The sequence below is a fragment of the Mesorhizobium sp. CO1-1-8 genome (assembly GCF_020164875.1).
Lineage (GTDB): Bacteria > Pseudomonadota > Alphaproteobacteria > Rhizobiales > Rhizobiaceae > Mesorhizobium.
Genome location: NZ_JAIUGZ010000001.1, coordinates 426,197 through 444,140 on the forward strand (window position 1 = coordinate 426,197; position 17,944 = coordinate 444,140).

Below are 17,944 nucleotides of genomic sequence, written 5' to 3' on the forward strand. Positions count from 1 at the left end.
ATGGGGGGACCTTTTAATGACACGCAACGTGGTGAACCTAGATGCTCTTATCCCACGGGAAGATTTGTCAGCCCCGGCTGAATCCGGTGGTGATATTCCGGGTCTCAAGATTAGCGATCTAAAACCTGGCCTTGTTTATAGCTGGCTGCGCAAGCCAGACTTTCAGCGAGAAACTGCCAATTGGACACCGGAACAGGTTGTTGGGCTGATTGAGACTTTCGCGAATGGCAATATCATACCGGCAATCATTCTTTGGCAGAACGGACAGCGCGTTTTTGTCGTTGATGGGGCTCACAGGCTGAGCGCGCTTGTTGCTTGGGCTAATGACGACTATGGCGCGGGTACAATATCCGCGAAGCACTACGGCAATGCAATTCCTGAACATCAGCGCGTTATGCACGATCTGACGCGGAAAATGGTAAAAGCAAGGGTTAGGTCCTATGAAGACCATGAGTTTGCGGCACAGTATCAGAAGGCAGACGACCCGGAGTTGCTAAAGCGCGCTTCCCTAATCGGGTTCAAATCCATTGATACTCAGTGGATAAAAAACGCAGGGGTGCAGCAGGCTAAGAGCGCGTTCTTTCGCATTAATGAGGGTGGCACACCCATCGATGCGACTGAAACCAGAATACTGCGCGCAGGTAACTCCGCTCTTGCGATTGGATCGCGGGCCATTACGCGAGCAGGAACCGGACACAATTATTGGAAGAAATTCGATCAACCGCGCCGAGAGCAGGTTGAGGAGCTTGGAGCCGCGGTAAACAGGTTACTGTTTCAGCCTCCATTGCATCTTCCAATCAAAACGCTGGAGGTGCCGTTGGCCGGCTTTGGCTACGGTGCATCTGTTTTACCGTTCTGTTTCGACCTCATCACTCTCGCCAAGGGTCTGCGCATTCCAGATTCTTCTACGAAGAGAAAAGGTCTTGTTGACGAACTTCCTGAAGATCCAGATGGCGACGCGACGATCGACTATCTAAAATCTGCAAAGCGGTTGGTTGAATTCCTACTTTCTACAGAAGCTCAATCTCTGGGACTTCACCCTGCTTTGTATTTCTACACATCGGCGGGCGCATTTCAGTCGGCAGCGCTTTTCAATGTCCTGACATGGCTGGTCCAGTTGGAGGAGAAGGGCGAAATCGTAAATTTTCTCAAGGTCCGTAACAAATTTGAACAAATGATCATGGACCATCCGGTTCTCGGAAAGCCCGCAACACATCGCCTCGGCAGCGGCGGTAGAACGCGGCGGCGAATGATGCTTCTCTATGACAGGATGTTGTACATCCTGGGTACGGGAACGCCGCCCGATGAGGCGTGGAGAGTTATTATAGGCGAACCTGACTTTGCGTTTCTTGCGAGCGAGGACTTGGAGCACAAAGAACGCCGCGGAACAGGGAAAGCGGGTGCGGGGTTCTCAAGAGCAGCGAAGTCCGGCGGCTTCATTGAATCGGCTCTACCCGCCGCCCATAGATGCGCATTGTGTGGCGGCCTGTTGCACGGCAACGCGATCGTTACGGATCATGAGGACGAGAAGTCCAAGGGGGGCAGTTCAGCAGGCGCGAACGGCCGGCCAGTCCATCCTCGATGCAATAGTGAGAGAGCAAGCCTAATATGAGCAGGCAACCGTTGGAAGATTTCTCGGCTGAGGAAGCCGCTCAACGGCGCGATGAGGTTGTTCGCCGCATTGCGAAGTAAGCTGGCGAGACTGGGTAGGTTGCGGCGCCGCCCCCCACCCGGACCTGCGGTTCTACCTCCCCACAAGGGGGAGGTAGAACGCGCTAGCCTCAAATCGCAGCGGTAATAATGATCTCGACCAGATATTCCGGCGTGGCGAGCTTTGCTTCGCCGGTGGCGCGGGCCGGCGTGTTGCCTTGCGGCACCCACTTGTCCCACTCAGCGTTCATCTCGGCAAAGGTGCTCATGTCGGCCAGCCAGATGATCGCCTGCAGGATCTTGGTCTTGTCGGAACCGGCCTTGGCCAGCAGTTCGTCGACGGCCGCCAGGATATCCCTGGTCTGCGAAGCGACATTGCCGGTCGGCTGACCGACCTGGCCGGCCAGATAAACGGTATCTCCGTGAATGACGATCTGGCTCATGCGCGGGCCGACATCGATGCGACGAATGCTCATTGGATGGTTCCTTCCTGTGGCGGTTGCGCTTCTTTAGAGTCGCGGCCGGCTTGGGGCAAGCTCGCCAGGTCGAATCTCCTTGGGCCAACGCATATGACATGCACACACGGCAAGTTGACCCTGCGGCCGCAATTACGCCGGATTGGCTTGTTGACTAATGTAATAACATCACATATCCAATCGGCCGCTGCCAGCAGCCGGATTTCGCCGCCCCACGGATCGCAGAATGACAAACACCTGCCTGACATTCCGCGACCTGACGCTTGGCTACGGCAGCCATCCGGCAATCCATCATCTCGACGGCACCATCCGCAAGGGCTCGCTGACCGCTGTCGTCGGCGCCAACGGTTCCGGCAAATCGACGCTGATGAAAGGTATTGTCGGCGTCCTGAAGCCGATGGCCGGCGAGGTCATCCGCGCGCCTGGCGTTCGTGCCGCCTATCTGCCGCAGCAATCGGAACTCGACCGCTCCTTTCCGGCGCGGGTGGTGGATCTGGTTTCGCTCGGCCTGTGGCCACGGCGCGGCCTGCTTGGCCGTTACACCAGGGAAGATCGCGATGACGTCAGCAAGGCGCTGATGGCGGTTGGCCTCGGCGGCTTCGAGAAGCGGCCGATCGACACGCTGTCGGGCGGCCAGTTGCAGCGCACGCTGTTTGCGCGTGTGCTTTTGCAGGACGCCGACCTCATCCTGCTCGACGAGCCGTTCAACGCCGTCGACGCCAAGACGGTCGGCGACCTCATTGCCCTGATCAAGCGCTGGCACGGCGAGGAACGCACCATCATGGTGGTCGTCCACGATCTCGAGCTGGTGCGGCAGAATTTCCCCGAAACACTGTTGCTTGCCCGCCAGCCGATTGCCTGGGGCGAAACCAGGGAAACGCTAAAGCCGGAAAACCTGTTGCGCGCCCGCCGCTTCCACGAAGCCTGGGAAGAGAATGCGCCCTGGTGCGAGCCAGACGAACACGATCACGGCCATGGGCATGATCACGACCACCGGGACCATCAGCATGGCATCGGACCGAGGGCTGCCTGATGGATACGCTTTACGGTCTTTTCATCGCGCCCTTCGCTGATTTCGGCTTCATGCAGCGGGCCCTGATCGGTTCGCTGATGCTGTCGCTCGGCGCCTGCCCGATCGGCGTCTTCCTGATGCTGCGGCGCATGAGCCTGTCGGGCGACGCCATGGCGCATGCCATCCTGCCGGGTGCCGCCGCCGGCTTCCTGTTCTATGGGCTGGAGATCCTGCCGATGACCATCGGCGGCCTGATCGCCGGCGTCATCGTCGCGCTCGGCGCCGGTGCTGTCTCGCGCTTCACCATCCAGCGCGAGGACGCCTCGATGGCGGCGTTCTATCTGATTTCGCTCGCCATCGGCGTGCTGATGGTGTCGATCCGCGGTTCCAGCGTCGATCTCATGCATGTGCTGTTCGGCACCGTGCTGGCGCTCGACAATGAAGCGCTGACGCTGATCGGCGGCATCGTTGCGGTGACGCTGGTCAGCCTTGCCATCTTCTGGCGGGCGCTGGTCGCCGAATGCCTCGACCCGCTGTTCCTGCGCTCGGTCAGCCGGCTCGGCAGTCCGGTGCACTTCATATTCCTCGGCCTTGTCGTGCTCAACCTCGTCGGCGGCTTCCAGGCGCTCGGCACGCTTCTGTCGGTCGGGCTTATGATGCTGCCGGCGGCGGCCGCCCGTTTCTGGACGGTGCGCGTCGAGCCGATGTGTGTGCTGGCCGTGCTGATCGGCTTTGCCTCCTGCGTCGCTGGGCTGCTGTTGTCCTATCACGCGTCGCTGCCGTCCGGCCCGGCAATCATCCTGTCGGCCGGCGTCGTCTATTTCGCCTCGATCCTGTTTGGCACACGCGGCATTTTGCGCGCGCGCATCATCCACCACCGTCACAGAACAGCCTGATCCCCGCCCCCAAGAAGGAGACCCGCCTATGCTGAAATCGATCCACGCCGCCCTGGCGATGAGCGTTATAACATTAACTGCCTTGGGTGCATCGTCGGCCTTCGCGGCACCGCTGAAAGTGGTCGCCAGCTTCACCGTCATTGCCGATTTCGCCAAGAATGTCGGTGGCGACCGCATCGACGTCACCACCATTGTCGGGCCGGACGGCGACGCCCACGTTTATGAGCCAAGCCCGGCCGATGCGGTGGCCATGGCCAAGGCCGACATCGTGCTGGTCAACGGCCTGCATTTCGAAGGTTTCCTGCAGCGGCTGGTCGATGCCAGCGCCACCAAGGCCTCGATTATCACCTTGACCAAAGGCGTGACGCCGATCGATTTCAAGCCTGAATTCGCCGACGCCGATGCAGCCGAAGGCGCCGGTACCGGCGGCGGCAAGACAGTCACCGATCCGCACGCATTCCAGTCGATCGCCAATGCCAGGATCTATGTGAAGAACATCGCCGATGCCTTCTGCGCGGCCGATGCGGAAGGCTGCGTCAGCTACCAGACCAATGCCGCCGCCTACACGAAGAAGCTCGACGCGGTCGAAGGTGAAGTGAAAGCGGCGATCGCCTCGATCCCGGAGAGCAAGCGCGTCGTCATCACCTCGCATGACGCCTTCGGCTATTTCGAACACGCATACGGCCTGACCTTCCTCGCCCCGCAAGGCATCTCGACCGACTCTGAACCATCCGCCGCCGATGTCGCCAAGCTGGTTACTCAGGTGAAGCTGGACAAGGCGGCTGCGATCTTCGTCGAGAACATCACCAACCCGCGCCTGATCGAGCAGATCGCCAGCGAAACCGGCATTAAGGTCGGCGGCACACTCTATTCGGACGCGCTGTCGCAGCCCGACGGCCCGGCCGCGACCTATATCGACATGATGCACAACAACATCCGTCAGATCAAAGGCGCCATTCTCGGCAGCTGAGTTTGAAGGATTGTCCAGCCGGGCCGCCTCGGCCCGGTTGGATTTTCTGGCACGCAATGTCTATTTGGCAGAGAATTCCTTCGGTACGGATTGCCGCCCATGTCGGGGAGTGGCAAGACTGACACCTGACCAGTTTGCGAGGATGCTGCCATGGAATACCGCGAAATCAGCGAGGACTATTCGGTTTCGGGCCAGATTCAGCCTGAGGATGTCGCCGCCATCAAGGAAGCCGGCTTCAAGAGCGTCATCTGCAACCGGCCCGATGACGAACAGCCCGGCCAGCCGTCTGCCGATACCGTCAAGGCAGCGGTCGAAGCCGCAGGGCTCGCTTTCCGCTACATTCCGGTGATCAGCGGCCAGATCACCGCCGGGAATGTCGAGGATCAGGCCGAAGCGCTCGACGAACTCGATGGCCCGGTCTTCGCCTATTGCCGCTCCGGCGCCCGCTGCACCAATCTCTATGGGCTGATCCAACAGTCAAAGGGTTGATTCGCCCAAGATTTAGATCGGCAGCGCGCCGGTTTCCTTGAGTGTCTCAAGCACGATCGCCGTCTTCACATGCTGCACGGATTCGTGCGGCAAGAGCACGCCGTTGACGAATTCCGACAATGATTTGAGATCCGGCGTCACCACTTTCAGGATGTAATCCATCTCGCCGGTCAGCGCGTGCGCTTCCTGCACCTCAGGCAGCCGCGCCACCAGTTCGCCGAAGCGCCGTGCATTGTCGCGGTTGTGCGTGGCTAAAGTCACCGAGATGACGTTGACCAGGGGAAAACCGAGCTTGTCGCGGTCGAGAACGGCCCGATAACCCCTGATGAAGCCGTCCTCCTCGAGCCGCTGGCGGCGGCGCGAGCATTGCGACGCCGACAGGTTCACCCGCTCCGAAAGATCGTTGTTGGTCAGCCGCGCATCTCCCTGCAACAGCGCCATAATCTTGCGGTCGAACTTATCAACGCGCGTATCATCCATGGTTTTATCTCTCATCATGCACGCTTCACGCATGAGATGATCATTTCAAGCGTTTGAATGCAAGCACCATGCACCTCGTCCGCGCTATGATGGACGTCAGATGGCCTTTTCAGGCTAGGCCAGCTTCGGAGGAATATCATGGGTCCCTTCCCGCACGACGCACCGCCCGCCACGATCAGCAAGGACAACCCGGCCGGCACCGATGGTTTCGAGTTCGTCGAATTCGCGCATCCGGAGCCGGAAAAACTGGCTGAACTGTTCACCCGCATGGGTTATGTCGCGGTGGCAAGGCACCGCACGAAAGACATCGCTGTCTGGCGGCAGGGCGACATCAACTATGTCGTCAATGCCGAGCCCGGCTCACATGCGATGAAGTTCGTCGACAAGCATGGCCCCTGCGCCGCGTCGATGGCCTGGCGGGTGGTCGATGCCAAGCATGCTTTCGATCATGCCGTTGCCAAGGGTGCAACGCCTTACGAAGGCGCCGACAAGGCGCTCGACGTGCCGGCAATCGTCGGCATTGGCGGTTCGCTGCTCTATTTCGTCGAGACCTACGGCAAGAAGGGTTCGGCCTATGATGCCGAGTTCGAGTGGCTGGGTGTGCGCGACCCGCGGCCAAAGGGAGTCGGCTTCTATTACCTCGATCATCTCACCCACAATGTCTATCGCGGCCAGATGGACAAATGGTGGGATTTCTACCGCAACCTGTTCGGCTTCAAGCAGATCCATTTCTTCGACATCGACGGCAAGATCACCGGCCTGGTGAGCCGCGCCATCACCTCGCCCTGCGGCAAGATCCGCATTCCGCTGAACGAGTCCAAGGACGAGACCAGCCAGATCGCCGAGTATCTGAAGAAGTACAACGGCGAGGGCATTCAGCATATCGCTGTCGGCACCGACGAGATCTACGCCGCCACCGACAGGCTGGCCGAAAACGGGCTGAAGTTCATGCCGGGCCCGCCGGAGACCTACTACGACATGTCGTATGACCGCGTGAACGGCCATGACGAACCGATCGAGCGGATGAAGAAGCACGGCATCCTGATCGATGGCGAAGGCGTCGTCGATGGCGGCATGACCAAGATCCTTTTGCAGATCTTTTCGAAAACCGTGATCGGGCCGATCTTCTTCGAGTTCATCCAGCGCAAGGGCGACGAAGGCTTTGGCGAGGGCAATTTCCGCGCGCTGTTCGAATCGATCGAGCAGGACCAGATCAAGCGCGGTGTGATCAAGGTGCAGGCTGCGGAGTAGGCCGACATAACACCGGAGTTCTTGGGGCTCGGCTGATTATGACCTAAATTCTGGTCATAAGAGGTTTGACGATGAACGTTCCGATGGCGAAAGCGAAGGCCCAGCTCTCTGAGTTGGTGAAGCGTGCCCAGGCTGGCGAAGAAATCAATCTGACCCGGCATGGGGAAATTGTCGCGACCTTGAATGCGCCGGCCCGACCCGGCGGCAGCAAGCGCCTGTTGGGGGCCCTGAAAGGCCAAATTTGAATGTCGGATGATTTTGATGAACTCGGTCCCGAATGGGACGAGTATATTAAATGAGCCGCAAATATCTGGTCGACACCCCTATTCTGCTTTGGGTACTCAACGCCGATTCACGTCTTTCGGATCATCATCGCGACATCTTTCTCGCTGGCGAGGACGTGATCGTCAGCGCCATCTCCGTAGCCGAAATCGCTATCAAGAAATCGCTCGGCAAAGTCACGCTTACTGGACATCGTAGACATCCTGCGATCGAACGGGATTCCGATCCTCAGCGTGAATGAAGTACACGCAGCGAGGCTTGAGCATTTGCCGCTTTATCATCGTGATCCATTCGACCGCCTGCTCATTGCACAGGCGCAAATTGAAGGGCTGACGTTGGTCACCGCGGATCGGCAATTTTCGACCTATGACGTTGCGTTGGTCTGACGATCCAATCGCAGCCGCTCGGCCTTTTCCCGCGTCGGGAACAGAAGACGAACTTCCCGGCGGTTATAACCCCAGCCGCTCCAGCTCTGCCTCCCTCAATTTCACATCATAATCGAGCAGGAACTCGTCCAACTGCGGCGGCTTGACCGAGGTGCCCGACAGCATCGCGTGCACCTGGCCGCGATGGTGGATGTCGTGCAGGAAGACATGGGCGAGGATGTCGCCGATGCGCTCGGGGATCATGCCGTCCTCGCGCCGGTCGGTGATGACGCGGCGGTCGAGGTCGTCGGCCGACAGCCTTTCGCAAAAGGCGATCAGTCGCCGGTCGGCTGCGGCCTGCGCGGCAAAGAGCGCCTGCAGCTCGTCGAACGGCACGTAGTCGTCATGGGCGGCCGCGCCGAGACCACCCTCCTCGAGAAAATCGAGATAGAGATAGTCGACCGCCAATATGTGGTTAAGCGTCGCCTTGATCGACGGAAAGAAGCTGGTGCGTTCGGCCTCGAACTCCCCCGGTTGGAGCGCCAGCACCGCCCGATAGAGCCGGTCGTTCGACCAGAGATTGTTGCGCGCCATGCGCCGCAGATGGTCAAGCAGGTTCACGAGATCATCACCCTGCCCGCACCAGATGCAAGCCTGCCCCCACGATCGCGAATCCGGCAAGAACGATCAACAGCAGCCCGTTCATGCGTCGCCGCATGCCCTGCGTTTCCGCGTCCCGCGCGACTTTCATGTTGGTGACGGTGTGGAACATCATTGCCTTGCGCGGAAAGCCGCTGCGGTTGGTCAGGCCAGGCGAACGCTCCTCGATGGTAACTCAGCCGGATCGCCTGGATGAAGACCGCCAGTATGGCGAGCGCCCAGACACCAGCCAGCAGATAGACCCCCGTCATGCCCTCACCTCTCGTATTTCTCGACCTTCTGCTCGATGGCGCCGAAGATCGAATGCCCAGCTTTGTCCTTCATCTCGATGCGCACCGTGTCGCCGAAACGCAGGAACGGCGTTTTGGATTCGCCTGACACAATGGTCTCGATCATGCGCAGTTCGGCGATGCAGGAATAGCCGGCGCCACCGGCCGAAACAGGCTTGCCCGGCCCGCCGTCGAGCTTGTTGGAGACGGTGCCGGAACCGATGATCGTGCCGGCGGCCAGCGGCCGCGTTTTCGCGGCGTGAACTATCAGCGCCGGAAAGTCGAAGGTCATGTCGATGCCGGCATTGGCCCGGCCGAACGGCTTGCCGTTGAGATCGGCGAGCAGCGGCAGGCTGACCTTGCCGCCGTCCCATGCGTCACCCAGTTCGTCCGGCGTCACCGCGACCGGCGAAAACGCCGAGGAGGGCTTCGACTGGAAAAACCCAAATCCCTTCGCCAGCTCCGGCCCGGTCAGCGCGCGCAACGTGACGTCGTTGACCAGCATGACCATTCGAATCGCTGCCTTTGCTTCTTCGAGTTTGGCGCCCATCGGCACGTCGTCGACAATGACAGCAACTTCCCCTTCCATGTCGATGCCGAAAGCTTCGTCAGCCATACGGATCGGATCACGGGGCGGAATGAAGGAGTCCCCACCGCCCTGGTAGATCAGCGGGTCGGTCCAGAAGCTCGCCGGCATCTCGGCGCCGCGCGCTTTGCGCACCAGCTCGACATGATTCACATAGGCCGATCCGTCAGCCCATTGGTAGGCGCGCGGCAGCGGCGAATGAGCGTCATGCTCGTGGAAGCGCTCCGCCGGCACCGCATTGTTCTCAAGCGATTCCGCTATTGTCGCGAGATGCGGGGCGATGCGCCGCCAGTCGTCGAGCGCCGCCTGCAGCGTGCGTACCAGGAACGAGGCGTCGGTGAAGCGTGTCAGGTCGCGCGAGACGACGACGAGTCTTCCGTCGCGCGTCCCGTCCTTCAATGTGGCAAGCTTCATGCGGTTTCCTCTCCTGCTGCAGCTTTGGCGCTGCTTAACCCCACAACAAGGCCGTCGCGAGCGATCGTCAAGTCGCCGGCCCATGTTTTCCTGACAGCGGCTATCCAGTCGGCATCGGCGATCCCGGGATCGTCGGCCGGAATGAGATGATTGAGCACCAGTCGCCCGACGCCGGCATCGCTGGCGATGCGTCCGGCTTCTTCGGCAAAGCTGTGGCTGGCGAGCAGATGCTCTTTCAGCCGTGCGCCATTGCCGGTCCTGGCCACCAGCCGCTCGATGCCTTCTTCCAGCATGGCCTCGTGAACCAGGATATCCGCGCTCCGGGCAAAATCGGCGAGCGGCGGATAAAAGGCCGTATCGGCGGAGAACACCACGCTTTTGCCAGCGTGTTCGAAGCGCAGGGCAAAGCAGTCTGTCACCGGCGGATGCTCGACGCGCAACGCCGAAACCGTCAAGCCACCCTGCTCGACCACCTGGCCTTCGCCGAATTCGACGATCGAAACCAGCTCGCGAACATCCGGCCGGCCCTCGTCGACGATGCGGATTGCGATGTCGAAGTCCATCGCCTGGCAAAAGCGCTGCCAATAATGATCCGTGCCGGGCGGACCGAACACGTGGACCGGCGTCGCCAGGCCCGCCGTCCAGGCGGTGTGGATCAGCGGCCCCAGTTCCAGCACGTGGTCGGAATGCAGATGCGTGATGAAGATCAGATCGAGCGTCTTCAGGCTGATGCCGGCATCGACCAGGCCGCGCGTCACGCCAAGTCCGCAGTCGACGACGATGCTGCGGCCGCCGATCTGCAGCAGCGACGAGCTCGGCCACGGGCCACCCGGCCGCAGCGCAGGGCCACCCTTCGAGCCAAGAAGCACCAGCCGATCCGGCATTGGCTCGGTGCTCAAGACCAGTCGCCCTCGGGCGTGCCATTGAAACGCTTCTTGAGGTCGGCCCAGCAGTCGATGTAGTTGTCCTGCCGGGTTTCCAATTCAGCTCCGTAGCGGGTCAGCATCTGCGGAAATCGGGTCTCGAACATGAACGCCATGGTGTTGTCGAGCTTGACCGGTTTCAGGTCCGCGCGCGAGGCCTTTTCGAAGCCGGGCGCATCCGGTCCATGGGCCAGCATCAAATTGTGCAGGCTGATGCCGCCGGGCACAAAGCCTTCTTCCTTGGCGTCATACTGCCCGTGGATCAGGCCCATGAACTCGCTCATGATGTTGCGGTGATACCAGGGCGGCCGGAACGTATTTTCGGCCACCAGCCAACGCGGCGGGAAGATGACGAAGTCGATGTTGGCCGTGCCCTCCTCGCCGCTCGGCGCGGTCAGCACCGTGAAGATCGACGGGTCGGGATGGTCGAACAGCAGCGCGCCGACCGGCGAAAACGTCGCCAGATCATATTTGTAGGGCGCGTAGTTGCCGTGCCAGGCAACGACATCGAGCGGCGAATGGCCGATCTCGGTGACATGGAAATTGCCGCACCATTTCACCGTCAGCCGGCACGGCGTTTCCTTCTCCTCGAACCAGGCGCAAGGCGTCTTGAAATCGCGCGGATTGGCCAGGCAATTGGCGCCGATCGGGCCACGGTCGGGCAGCGTCAGCTTGGCGCCGTAGTTCTCGCAGACATAGCCGCGGACTTCCTTGTCGACCAACTCGACCTTGAAGACCAGACCGCGCGGCAGCACGGCGATCTCGCCGGGCCGAAGCTCGATGACGCCCATCTCGGTGACGAAGCGCAGAGCGCCGACCTGCGGCACGATGAGCAACTCACCGTCGGCGTTGAAGAAATGATCGTCGACCATCGAGGCGTTGGCGACATAGACATGGGCGGCCATGCCCGTCTGCCCGAGCACGTCGCCTGAGGTGGTGATGCTGCGCATGCCGGCGATGAAATCGGTCGGCTCCTTCGGCATCGGCACTGGATTCCAGCGATACTGGCCAAGCGCCAATTCATGATCGCCGACATTGGGCGCGCTCTTCCACAAGGGATAATTCGCTGGCTTGAAGCGGCCGGTGTGCTTGACGCTCGGCCGGATGCGGTAGAGCCAGGAGCGTTCATTGGTACCGCGCGGGGCGGTGAAGGGCGAGCCCGAAAGCTGTTCGGCGTAGAGACCGTAGGCCGGTCGTTGCGGCGAGTTCCGTCCTTGCGGAAGCGAGCCGAGCAGCGTCTCGGTTTCAAAGTCGTTGCCGAAACCCGGCATGTAGGAAAAGGCCATCGCTTCCTCCCTGATCCAATCAGCGCGTCCTAGCGCGCTCTGATATTGACCAAACTGGTTTCATTTGTAACCATCTAAAATGTAACTATCAATTCTCTGACGCCTAGCCGGTACGGAACCATGGAAATCCTTGAACTGGAAACCTTCCTGCCCTACCGGCTCTATCGTCTTGCCGATGCGGTCAGCCGGGAATTCTCGAGGATATACAAGGATCGTCACGGCCTCACGCGTCCCGAATGGCGCACGCTGGCCGGGCTCGGACAGCACGGCACGATGACGGCGACGGCGCTGGGCGAACAATCGGCCATGCACAAGACAAAGGTTTCGCGCGCTGTCGCCGAGCTCGAACGGCGTCGCTGGCTGACGCGAAAACCGGACGAAAAAGACCGCCGTATCGAACATCTGACGCTGACCGGAACGGGGCTTGCCGCCTATCGCGAGATGGTGCCGCTGGCGAAGGCGTTCGAACGGGATTTGCTGGCAAGGCTCAGCGCTGAAGAGCGCACGGCGATCACCAGCGGACTGGCTGCATTGGAGACCAGTCTGGTCCCGAGCAAGGGTTAGCCCAAGATCAAGCCAATCACTCTGAACGACGGAGTTCGAGCGAGATTGCGTGGGAGTTCCCACCACAGCAAAGCATAGCATTGGTTTCGATTTGATCGTGATTTGCGTTGTCAGGCCGCGTATAATGCCCATCACACCGACGGGAGGACTACGATGAGCATTCGCACATTAAGTGTCCTGATGACGCTGCTTGTAGGCACCTGCACATTTGCGCAGGCGCAGCAGGCAAAGCCGATGTCGATCGAAGTGTTCCCTTTCGAATTGGAGGACAAGAGCGCCGGGGCGGGAATAATTCCCCCGGATGAATATGACAGGCGCTATCTGTCCGAATCGGCACAAGTTGCGAGGGACATGCTCTCCCAGTCCGGGCGTTTTACAGTAATTGATGTGCCGGCGAGCGATACAAAGGCTGCTGCGCCGCACGGATTGCGCAACTGCGCTGCTTGTGAAGGCCCGATTGCCAAGGAGCACGGCGCGTCGCTTGCCTTGCTTGGCGTCGTAACCCGCGTCAACCGAACAGAACATACTATGTTCATTCGCATCCTTGACGCCGAAACCGGGAGACATGTTTCGGAGGGGTTTACGGATCTTCGCATGGGTGCGAACTACGCGTGGCCCCGCTCCGTGAAATGGCTGATGAAAAACAGAATTCTGCGGTAGGGCGGCATCTACCAGTCCATCACCACCTTGCCGGAACTGCCGCTGCGCATTGCATCGAAGCCGGCCTGGAAGTCGTCGATGCCGATGCGGTGCGTGATCAGGCCAGAGACATCCAGCGGGCCTTGCACAAGCGCGATCATCTTGTACCAGGTTTCGAACATCTCGCGGCCATAGATGCCTTTGAGATGCAGCATCTTGAAGATGACCTTGTTCCAGTCGATCTCGAAGCCGGTCGGCGCGATGCCCAGAATGGCGATCTTGCCGCCATTGTTCATCGTGTCGATCATGTCGCGGAAGGCGGGGGCCGCGCCCGACATTTCGAGCCCGACGTCGAAACCCTCGGTCATGCCGAGCACCGGCATGACGTCGCGCAGCTTTTCCTTCGAGGCGTCGACGACATGCTGGACGCCGAGCTTTTTCGCCAGCGCCAGCCGCACCGGGTTGATGTCGGTGATGACGACTTTTCGCGCGCCGACGCATTGCGCGACGAGCGCGCCCATGATGCCGATCGGCCCGGCGCCGGTGACCAGCACATCTTCGCCGACCAGATCAAAGGAGAGTGCCGTGTGCACGGCATTACCGAGCGGATCGAAGATCGCGGCAATCTCGTCCGGCACGTCATCGGGGATCGGCACGACATTGTGCTGCGGGATCGCCAGATATTCACCGAAAGCGCCGGGACGGTTGACGCCGACGCCGAGCGTGTTGCGGCACAGATGCCCTCGCCCGGCGCGACAGTTGCGGCAATGACCGCAGACGATGTGGCCCTCGCCCGACACGCGCTGGCCGACCTTGTATTCCGTCACCGCGGCGCCGAAATCGGCGACCGTGCCGACAAATTCATGGCCGGTGACCATCGGCACCGGCACCGTCTTTTGCGCCCACTGGTCCCAATTGTAGATATGCACGTCGGTGCCGCAGATCGCCGTCTTCTTGATCTTGATCAAGACGTCGTTGGGGCCGATTTCCGGCACGGGCACCTCTTCCATCCAGATGCCCGGTTCGGCCTTGGCCTTCACCAGCGCCTTCATCATGTTCGACATGCTTTTGTCCCTTGAATCTCTTGATCCGGAATCGCTTTTCGATTCCGGCCTTTCAGGAAATGACCCCGAGTTCGCGCCCGACGGCGGCAAACGCTTCCACCGCGCGGTCGATGTCGGCGCTGGAATGCGCAGCCGACATCTGCGTGCGGATACGCGCCTGGCCCTTCGGCACCACCGGGAAGGAGAAGCCGATGACATAGATGCCGCGTTTCAGCATGCGTGCCGCCATCTCCTGCGCCAGGCTGGCATCGCCCAGCATCACCGGGATGATCGGATGATCGGCTCCGGCCAGCGTGAAGCCGAGTTTGCCCATCTGCGACCGAAAGCGCGCCGCATTGTCGTAGAGTTTGCTGCGCAGCCTATCGCCGTCCTTGATCAGTTCGAACACCTTGATCGAAGCGCCGGCGATCGCCGGCATCAGCGTGTTGGAGAAGAGATAGGGCCGCGAGCGCTGGCGCAGCCAGTCGACCACCTGCGTCTTGCCCGAAGTGTAACCGCCGGACGCGCCGCCGAGCGCCTTGCCGAGCGTGCCGGTGATGATGTCGACCCTGCCCTCGACGCCGCAATACTCGGCCGAGCCGCGGCCGTTCTCGCCGACGAAGCCGACGGCATGGCTGTCGTCAACCATCACCATGGCGTCGTATTTCTCTGCGAGGTCGCAGACACCCCTGAGATTGGCGATGATGCCATCCATCGAAAACACGCCGTCGGTGGCGATCAACCGGAAGCGGCAGTCCCGTGCCTCCTTCAGGCGCGCCTCGAGATCGGCCATGTCGTTGTTGGCGTAGCGGAAACGTTTGGCCTTCGATAGCCGCACGCCATCGATGATCGAGGCATGATTCAAGGCATCCGAGATAATGGCGTCTTCCTCGCCCAGCAGCGTTTCGAACAGGCCGCCATTGGCATCGAAGCAGGAGCCGTAGAGGATGGTGTCTTCCATGCCGAGGAAAGAGGAAATCGTGGATTCGAGCTGCTTGTGCTCTTCCTGCGTGCCGCAGATAAAGCGCACCGATGCCATGCCGTAGCCATAGCGGTCGAGCGCCTGCTTGGCAGCATCGCGCAAACCGGCGCTATCGGCGAGGCCGAGATAGTTGTTGGCGCAGAAATTCAACACCTTGTCGCCGCCGACCTCGATCTCGGCCGACTGTGTCGAAGTGATCACCCGCTCCGACTTGTAGAGGCCTGCCGATTTGAGCCCCGCGAGCTCGCTGTCGATGTGGCAGAGGAATGCTGCGGTCATGGTCGGCCTCGTTTGATGTGGGCTGACTGTCGTCTCGTCCGCGCGAAAAATCCATCGCAAAAACGACCGGACCGGTGGCAAGCAGCACGATGCGGCCCCGATGTCGATCATCATGCGGCCGCAGAAACGACGCCACGACAAAGGTTCTGGTCGATGACCGCTCAAATGCCGGTACGGCGCTAAACGAGCCGATAACCATTTCGCGATCTTTCCACGGCTGCCCCTCGCCGGGCAGCCGTCGATTTCCAGTCCTGTTAACGTTTGCAGTTCAATGGTGCTCATACAAGAATCCGTAGGCGAGAGGGCCGCCCCCGAAAATGTCGCAGCAGCCGGTGCAAACCGTTTCAGGCAAGCTCATACTGCTGATCAAAGCTGGCTATTGGCTGGCCCTGCTGATCATTGCGGCCATGGTGATTGCCTCCTTCATCCTGCTGCAGCAGATGATGGCCACCCAACAGCATAATCACACCTTGCTCGACATCGTCAGTACACAAAAGACGCTGTCGCAGCGCATCGTCTTCCTTGCCAGTGCAACGGGTGCCGGTTCACGCGACAAGCAACCGGCGCTGGTCAGCGCGCTAAAGCAGGCAACGGCGGAGTTCGAGACGAACTACGACCTGCTGCTCGATCAGACGGGAGCCGATCCGCAATCGCCGGCCAAGCTTGACCCGAAGTCGATCGAAAGCGTCCTTTTCGCCAAGCCTTTCCACCTCGACTATTTCTCGGTCGGGCTGATCGCCAATGGCGACCGCCTGATCTCGGCCTATGAATCGCAATTCACAGGCAATGGCGGCTACAAAGGCGGCGACGAGCGCGTCAATCTCGACGCTTCTGTCGCCAATGCGACCTTGTCGGGCTATGCCGCGCTTGGCCAGCGCATCACTGCCGACGCCGACGAACGTTCCGAGAAGCTGCTCGCTCTCCATCGCACGCTGTTCTACGCCACAATCGGCGTCATCATACTGGTGGCGCTGTTCATCTTCAGGCCGATGTCGAACGCCATCCTGCGCAAGACGCATGAGCTGATCGATGCCCGTAATTCCATGGCCTTCATCGCGGTGCATGACGGCCTCACCGGCCTGCACAACCGCACGTTCCTGACCGATCATTTCGACACGCTGATCAAGGGCACGCACCGGCGTCGCGAACGCCTTGCGGTCGTCCAGCTCGACCTCGACCGATTCAAGCAGATCAACGATACGCTCGGCCACGCCGCCGGCGACTATGTGCTGGTCGTCACGGCACAGCGCATGCGCGATTCCTGCCGGGCGTCGGATCTGTGCGTGCGCCTGGGCGGCGACGAGTTCGTCATGATCCTCGGCGGCGCCGGCGGCACCGAAGACATCAATATGCTGGCGCGGCGCATCCTGGCACACATCAACGAGCCGATCGTCTTCCAGGGCACGACCATTCTCCCAGGTGCCAGCGCCGGCATCGCAGTCTATCCGATCGACGCCGACAATGCGCAGGATCTGCTGGTCCACGCCGATCTGGCGCTTTACTCCGCCAAGAAGCTGGGCGGCGGCAACTTCTCCTTCTTCTCCGAGGAGCTGCGCCGTGAGCTCGACTATCGCAAGCAGCTCGAGCACGACATCAAGGTCGCCATCGCGGAACGGGCCTTCCAGGTCTATTTCCAGCCACAGGTTTCTCTGACCCACGGCACGATCAGCGGCATCGAGGCGCTGGTGCGCTGGAACCATGCCGAGCGCGGCATGATCCCACCCGGCGAGTTCATTCCGGTCGCCGAGAAATGCGGCTTCATGCCCGAGATCGGCCGCATCGTTATCACCAAGGCGATCAACGAGGCGGCCGAATGGAATCGCGCCGGCATTGCCTTCGGCCGGCTTGCCGTCAATGTTTCCGGCACCGAGCTGCGCGAGCACGATTTCGATGCGTTCTTGTTCGAGACGCTTGAAAAGGCCGGGCTGCCGCCGCAGAAACTGTCGCTGGAAATCGTCGAATCCGTCATCCTCGACGACGAGAAGACGGGCATCGCGGCCAAGCTGCGCCACATCAGGGCAGCCGGTGTGCATCTCGAACTCGATGATTTCGGCACCGGCTATGCTTCGCTCAGCCATGTCAACCCGAACGAGATCGACCGGCTGAAGATCGATCGCCGCTTCGTCCAGAACATCCATGAGAATGGCGACAACTCGAAGATCGTGCGCGCCATCGCCGAGCTGGCGCGTGGCCTTGGCATCTCGATCGTCGCAGAGGGCGCCGAAACCGAGGCCGAGCTCGATTCTCTGATGGCGATCGGCTGCGACCAGGTGCAGGGCTACTCCATCGCCTTCCCGATGCCGCACGACAAGGCGCTGGAATGGCTGACCGCCCGCATGCCCAAGAAGGCCAAGCTGACGGTGCTGCAAGGAAGCCTGGCATAGGTACGGCCGGGCTGCCTTGACAACCGCGTGTGAAGATGGCGGCC

Annotated in this window: 21 protein-coding genes; 12 read left to right on the forward strand and 9 right to left on the reverse strand. The window is 60.7% G+C overall.

The features are described from left to right. Window positions 1-16 precede the first annotated feature (16 nt). The gene (locus LB558_RS02130; RefSeq protein WP_224695982.1) at window positions 17-1,612 is read left to right on the forward strand and encodes a DUF262 domain-containing protein; all 1,596 of its coding nucleotides are present in this window, start codon (window positions 17-19) and stop codon (window positions 1,610-1,612) included. A 169-nt stretch (window positions 1,613-1,781) separates the two neighbouring features. Here the strand turns inward: LB558_RS02130 and LB558_RS02135 are convergent, their stop codons facing one another. Then, a complete protein-coding gene (locus tag LB558_RS02135; RefSeq protein WP_224695984.1) occupies window positions 1,782-2,126 on the reverse strand; it encodes a RidA family protein in 345 nt (114 codons plus the stop codon). Between the two features lie 226 nt (window positions 2,127-2,352). Between LB558_RS02135 and aztA the strand changes: the two genes are divergently transcribed. The 4 genes from aztA (at window position 2,353) to LB558_RS02155 (ending at window position 5,493) form a co-directional block, all read left to right on the forward strand. Continuing rightward, window positions 2,353-3,159 (forward strand): zinc ABC transporter ATP-binding protein AztA, encoded by an 807-nt coding sequence (gene aztA, locus LB558_RS02140; RefSeq protein WP_224695986.1) that lies wholly within the window; start codon window positions 2,353-2,355, stop codon window positions 3,157-3,159. After that, window positions 3,159-4,034 (forward strand): zinc ABC transporter permease AztB, encoded by an 876-nt coding sequence (gene aztB / locus LB558_RS02145; RefSeq protein ID WP_224695987.1) that lies wholly within the window; start codon window positions 3,159-3,161, stop codon window positions 4,032-4,034. Before aztA ends, aztB begins: the two co-directional genes overlap by 1 nt. Before the next feature lie 28 nt (window positions 4,035-4,062). Then, a complete protein-coding gene (gene aztC, locus LB558_RS02150) occupies window positions 4,063-5,004 on the forward strand; it encodes a zinc ABC transporter substrate-binding protein AztC (protein WP_224695989.1) in 942 nt (313 codons plus the stop codon). A 150-nt stretch (window positions 5,005-5,154) separates the two neighbouring features. Continuing rightward, window positions 5,155-5,493, forward strand: coding sequence for a TIGR01244 family sulfur transferase (locus LB558_RS02155; RefSeq protein WP_127258061.1), 339 nt, complete (start codon window positions 5,155-5,157; stop codon window positions 5,491-5,493). A gap of 12 nt (window positions 5,494-5,505) precedes the next feature. Here the strand turns inward: LB558_RS02155 and LB558_RS02160 are convergent, their stop codons facing one another. Then, on the reverse strand, window positions 5,506-5,973 hold the full coding sequence (locus tag LB558_RS02160) for an Lrp/AsnC family transcriptional regulator (RefSeq protein ID WP_224695991.1): 468 nt from the start codon (window positions 5,971-5,973) through the stop codon (window positions 5,506-5,508). A 138-nt stretch (window positions 5,974-6,111) separates the two neighbouring features. Between LB558_RS02160 and hppD the strand changes: the two genes are divergently transcribed. The 4 genes from hppD (at window position 6,112) to LB558_RS02180 (ending at window position 7,892) form a co-directional block, all read left to right on the forward strand. Then, window positions 6,112-7,224 (forward strand): 4-hydroxyphenylpyruvate dioxygenase, encoded by a 1,113-nt coding sequence (hppD, locus tag LB558_RS02165; protein WP_224695992.1) that lies wholly within the window; start codon window positions 6,112-6,114, stop codon window positions 7,222-7,224. Window positions 7,225-7,295: 71 nt separating this feature from the next. Next, window positions 7,296-7,469, forward strand: coding sequence for a type II toxin-antitoxin system Phd/YefM family antitoxin (locus LB558_RS02170; protein ID WP_224695994.1), 174 nt, complete (start codon window positions 7,296-7,298; stop codon window positions 7,467-7,469). Between the two features lie 50 nt (window positions 7,470-7,519). Continuing rightward, the gene (locus LB558_RS02175; RefSeq protein WP_224695996.1) at window positions 7,520-7,747 is read left to right on the forward strand and encodes a type II toxin-antitoxin system VapC family toxin; all 228 of its coding nucleotides are present in this window, start codon (window positions 7,520-7,522) and stop codon (window positions 7,745-7,747) included. Next, on the forward strand, window positions 7,731-7,892 hold the full coding sequence (locus LB558_RS02180; RefSeq protein ID WP_318011604.1) for a type II toxin-antitoxin system VapC family toxin: 162 nt from the start codon (window positions 7,731-7,733) through the stop codon (window positions 7,890-7,892). The genes LB558_RS02175 and LB558_RS02180 overlap by 17 nt, the downstream gene beginning before the upstream one ends. 63 nt (window positions 7,893-7,955) lie before the next feature. Here LB558_RS02180 and LB558_RS02185 read toward each other — a convergent pair whose 3' ends face one another. The 5 genes from LB558_RS02185 to hmgA all read right to left on the reverse strand — a co-directional run bounded on the left by LB558_RS02185 (window position 7,956) and on the right by hmgA (window position 12,009). Then, window positions 7,956-8,492 (reverse strand): DinB family protein, encoded by a 537-nt coding sequence (locus LB558_RS02185; RefSeq protein WP_224695998.1) that lies wholly within the window; start codon window positions 8,490-8,492, stop codon window positions 7,956-7,958. Window positions 8,493-8,499: 7 nt separating this feature from the next. Further along, window positions 8,500-8,643, reverse strand: a complete 144-nt coding sequence (locus tag LB558_RS02190) for a hypothetical protein (protein WP_224696000.1) — start codon at window positions 8,641-8,643, stop codon at window positions 8,500-8,502. 143 nt (window positions 8,644-8,786) lie between these two features. After that, window positions 8,787-9,800 carry a fumarylacetoacetate hydrolase family protein gene (locus tag LB558_RS02195; RefSeq protein ID WP_224696002.1) on the reverse strand — a complete coding sequence of 338 codons (1,014 nt, stop codon included), beginning with the start codon at window positions 9,798-9,800 and terminating at the stop codon, window positions 8,787-8,789. Further along, window positions 9,797-10,684: an MBL fold metallo-hydrolase gene (locus LB558_RS02200; protein WP_224696221.1), complete on the reverse strand. Its 888-nt coding sequence runs from the start codon at window positions 10,682-10,684 to the stop codon at window positions 9,797-9,799. Before LB558_RS02200 ends, LB558_RS02195 begins: the two co-directional genes overlap by 4 nt. Window positions 10,685-10,695: 11 nt before the next feature. After that, a complete protein-coding gene (gene hmgA, locus LB558_RS02205) occupies window positions 10,696-12,009 on the reverse strand; it encodes a homogentisate 1,2-dioxygenase (RefSeq protein ID WP_224696004.1) in 1,314 nt (437 codons plus the stop codon). A 120-nt stretch (window positions 12,010-12,129) separates the two neighbouring features. On the opposite strand from hmgA, the gene LB558_RS02210 reads away from it, so the two are divergent. Continuing rightward, window positions 12,130-12,573, forward strand: a complete 444-nt coding sequence (locus LB558_RS02210; RefSeq protein WP_224696005.1) for a MarR family winged helix-turn-helix transcriptional regulator — start codon at window positions 12,130-12,132, stop codon at window positions 12,571-12,573. A gap of 153 nt (window positions 12,574-12,726) precedes the next feature. After that, window positions 12,727-13,233 (forward strand): DUF2380 domain-containing protein, encoded by a 507-nt coding sequence (locus LB558_RS02215; protein ID WP_224696006.1) that lies wholly within the window; start codon window positions 12,727-12,729, stop codon window positions 13,231-13,233. Between the two features lie 8 nt (window positions 13,234-13,241). Here the strand turns inward: LB558_RS02215 and tdh are convergent, their stop codons facing one another. Both tdh and LB558_RS02225 read right to left on the reverse strand, forming a co-directional pair. Then, window positions 13,242-14,276 (reverse strand): L-threonine 3-dehydrogenase, encoded by a 1,035-nt coding sequence (tdh, locus tag LB558_RS02220; RefSeq protein ID WP_013533376.1) that lies wholly within the window; start codon window positions 14,274-14,276, stop codon window positions 13,242-13,244. A 52-nt stretch (window positions 14,277-14,328) separates the two neighbouring features. Then, window positions 14,329-15,516 carry a glycine C-acetyltransferase gene (locus LB558_RS02225; RefSeq protein ID WP_224696007.1) on the reverse strand — a complete coding sequence of 396 codons (1,188 nt, stop codon included), beginning with the start codon at window positions 15,514-15,516 and terminating at the stop codon, window positions 14,329-14,331. Window positions 15,517-15,833: 317 nt separating this feature from the next. On the opposite strand from LB558_RS02225, the gene LB558_RS02230 reads away from it, so the two are divergent. Beyond that, complete coding sequence (locus tag LB558_RS02230; protein ID WP_224696008.1) at window positions 15,834-17,900, forward strand: putative bifunctional diguanylate cyclase/phosphodiesterase; 2,067 nt, start codon at window positions 15,834-15,836, stop codon at window positions 17,898-17,900. Window positions 17,901-17,944: the final 44 nt, after the last annotated feature.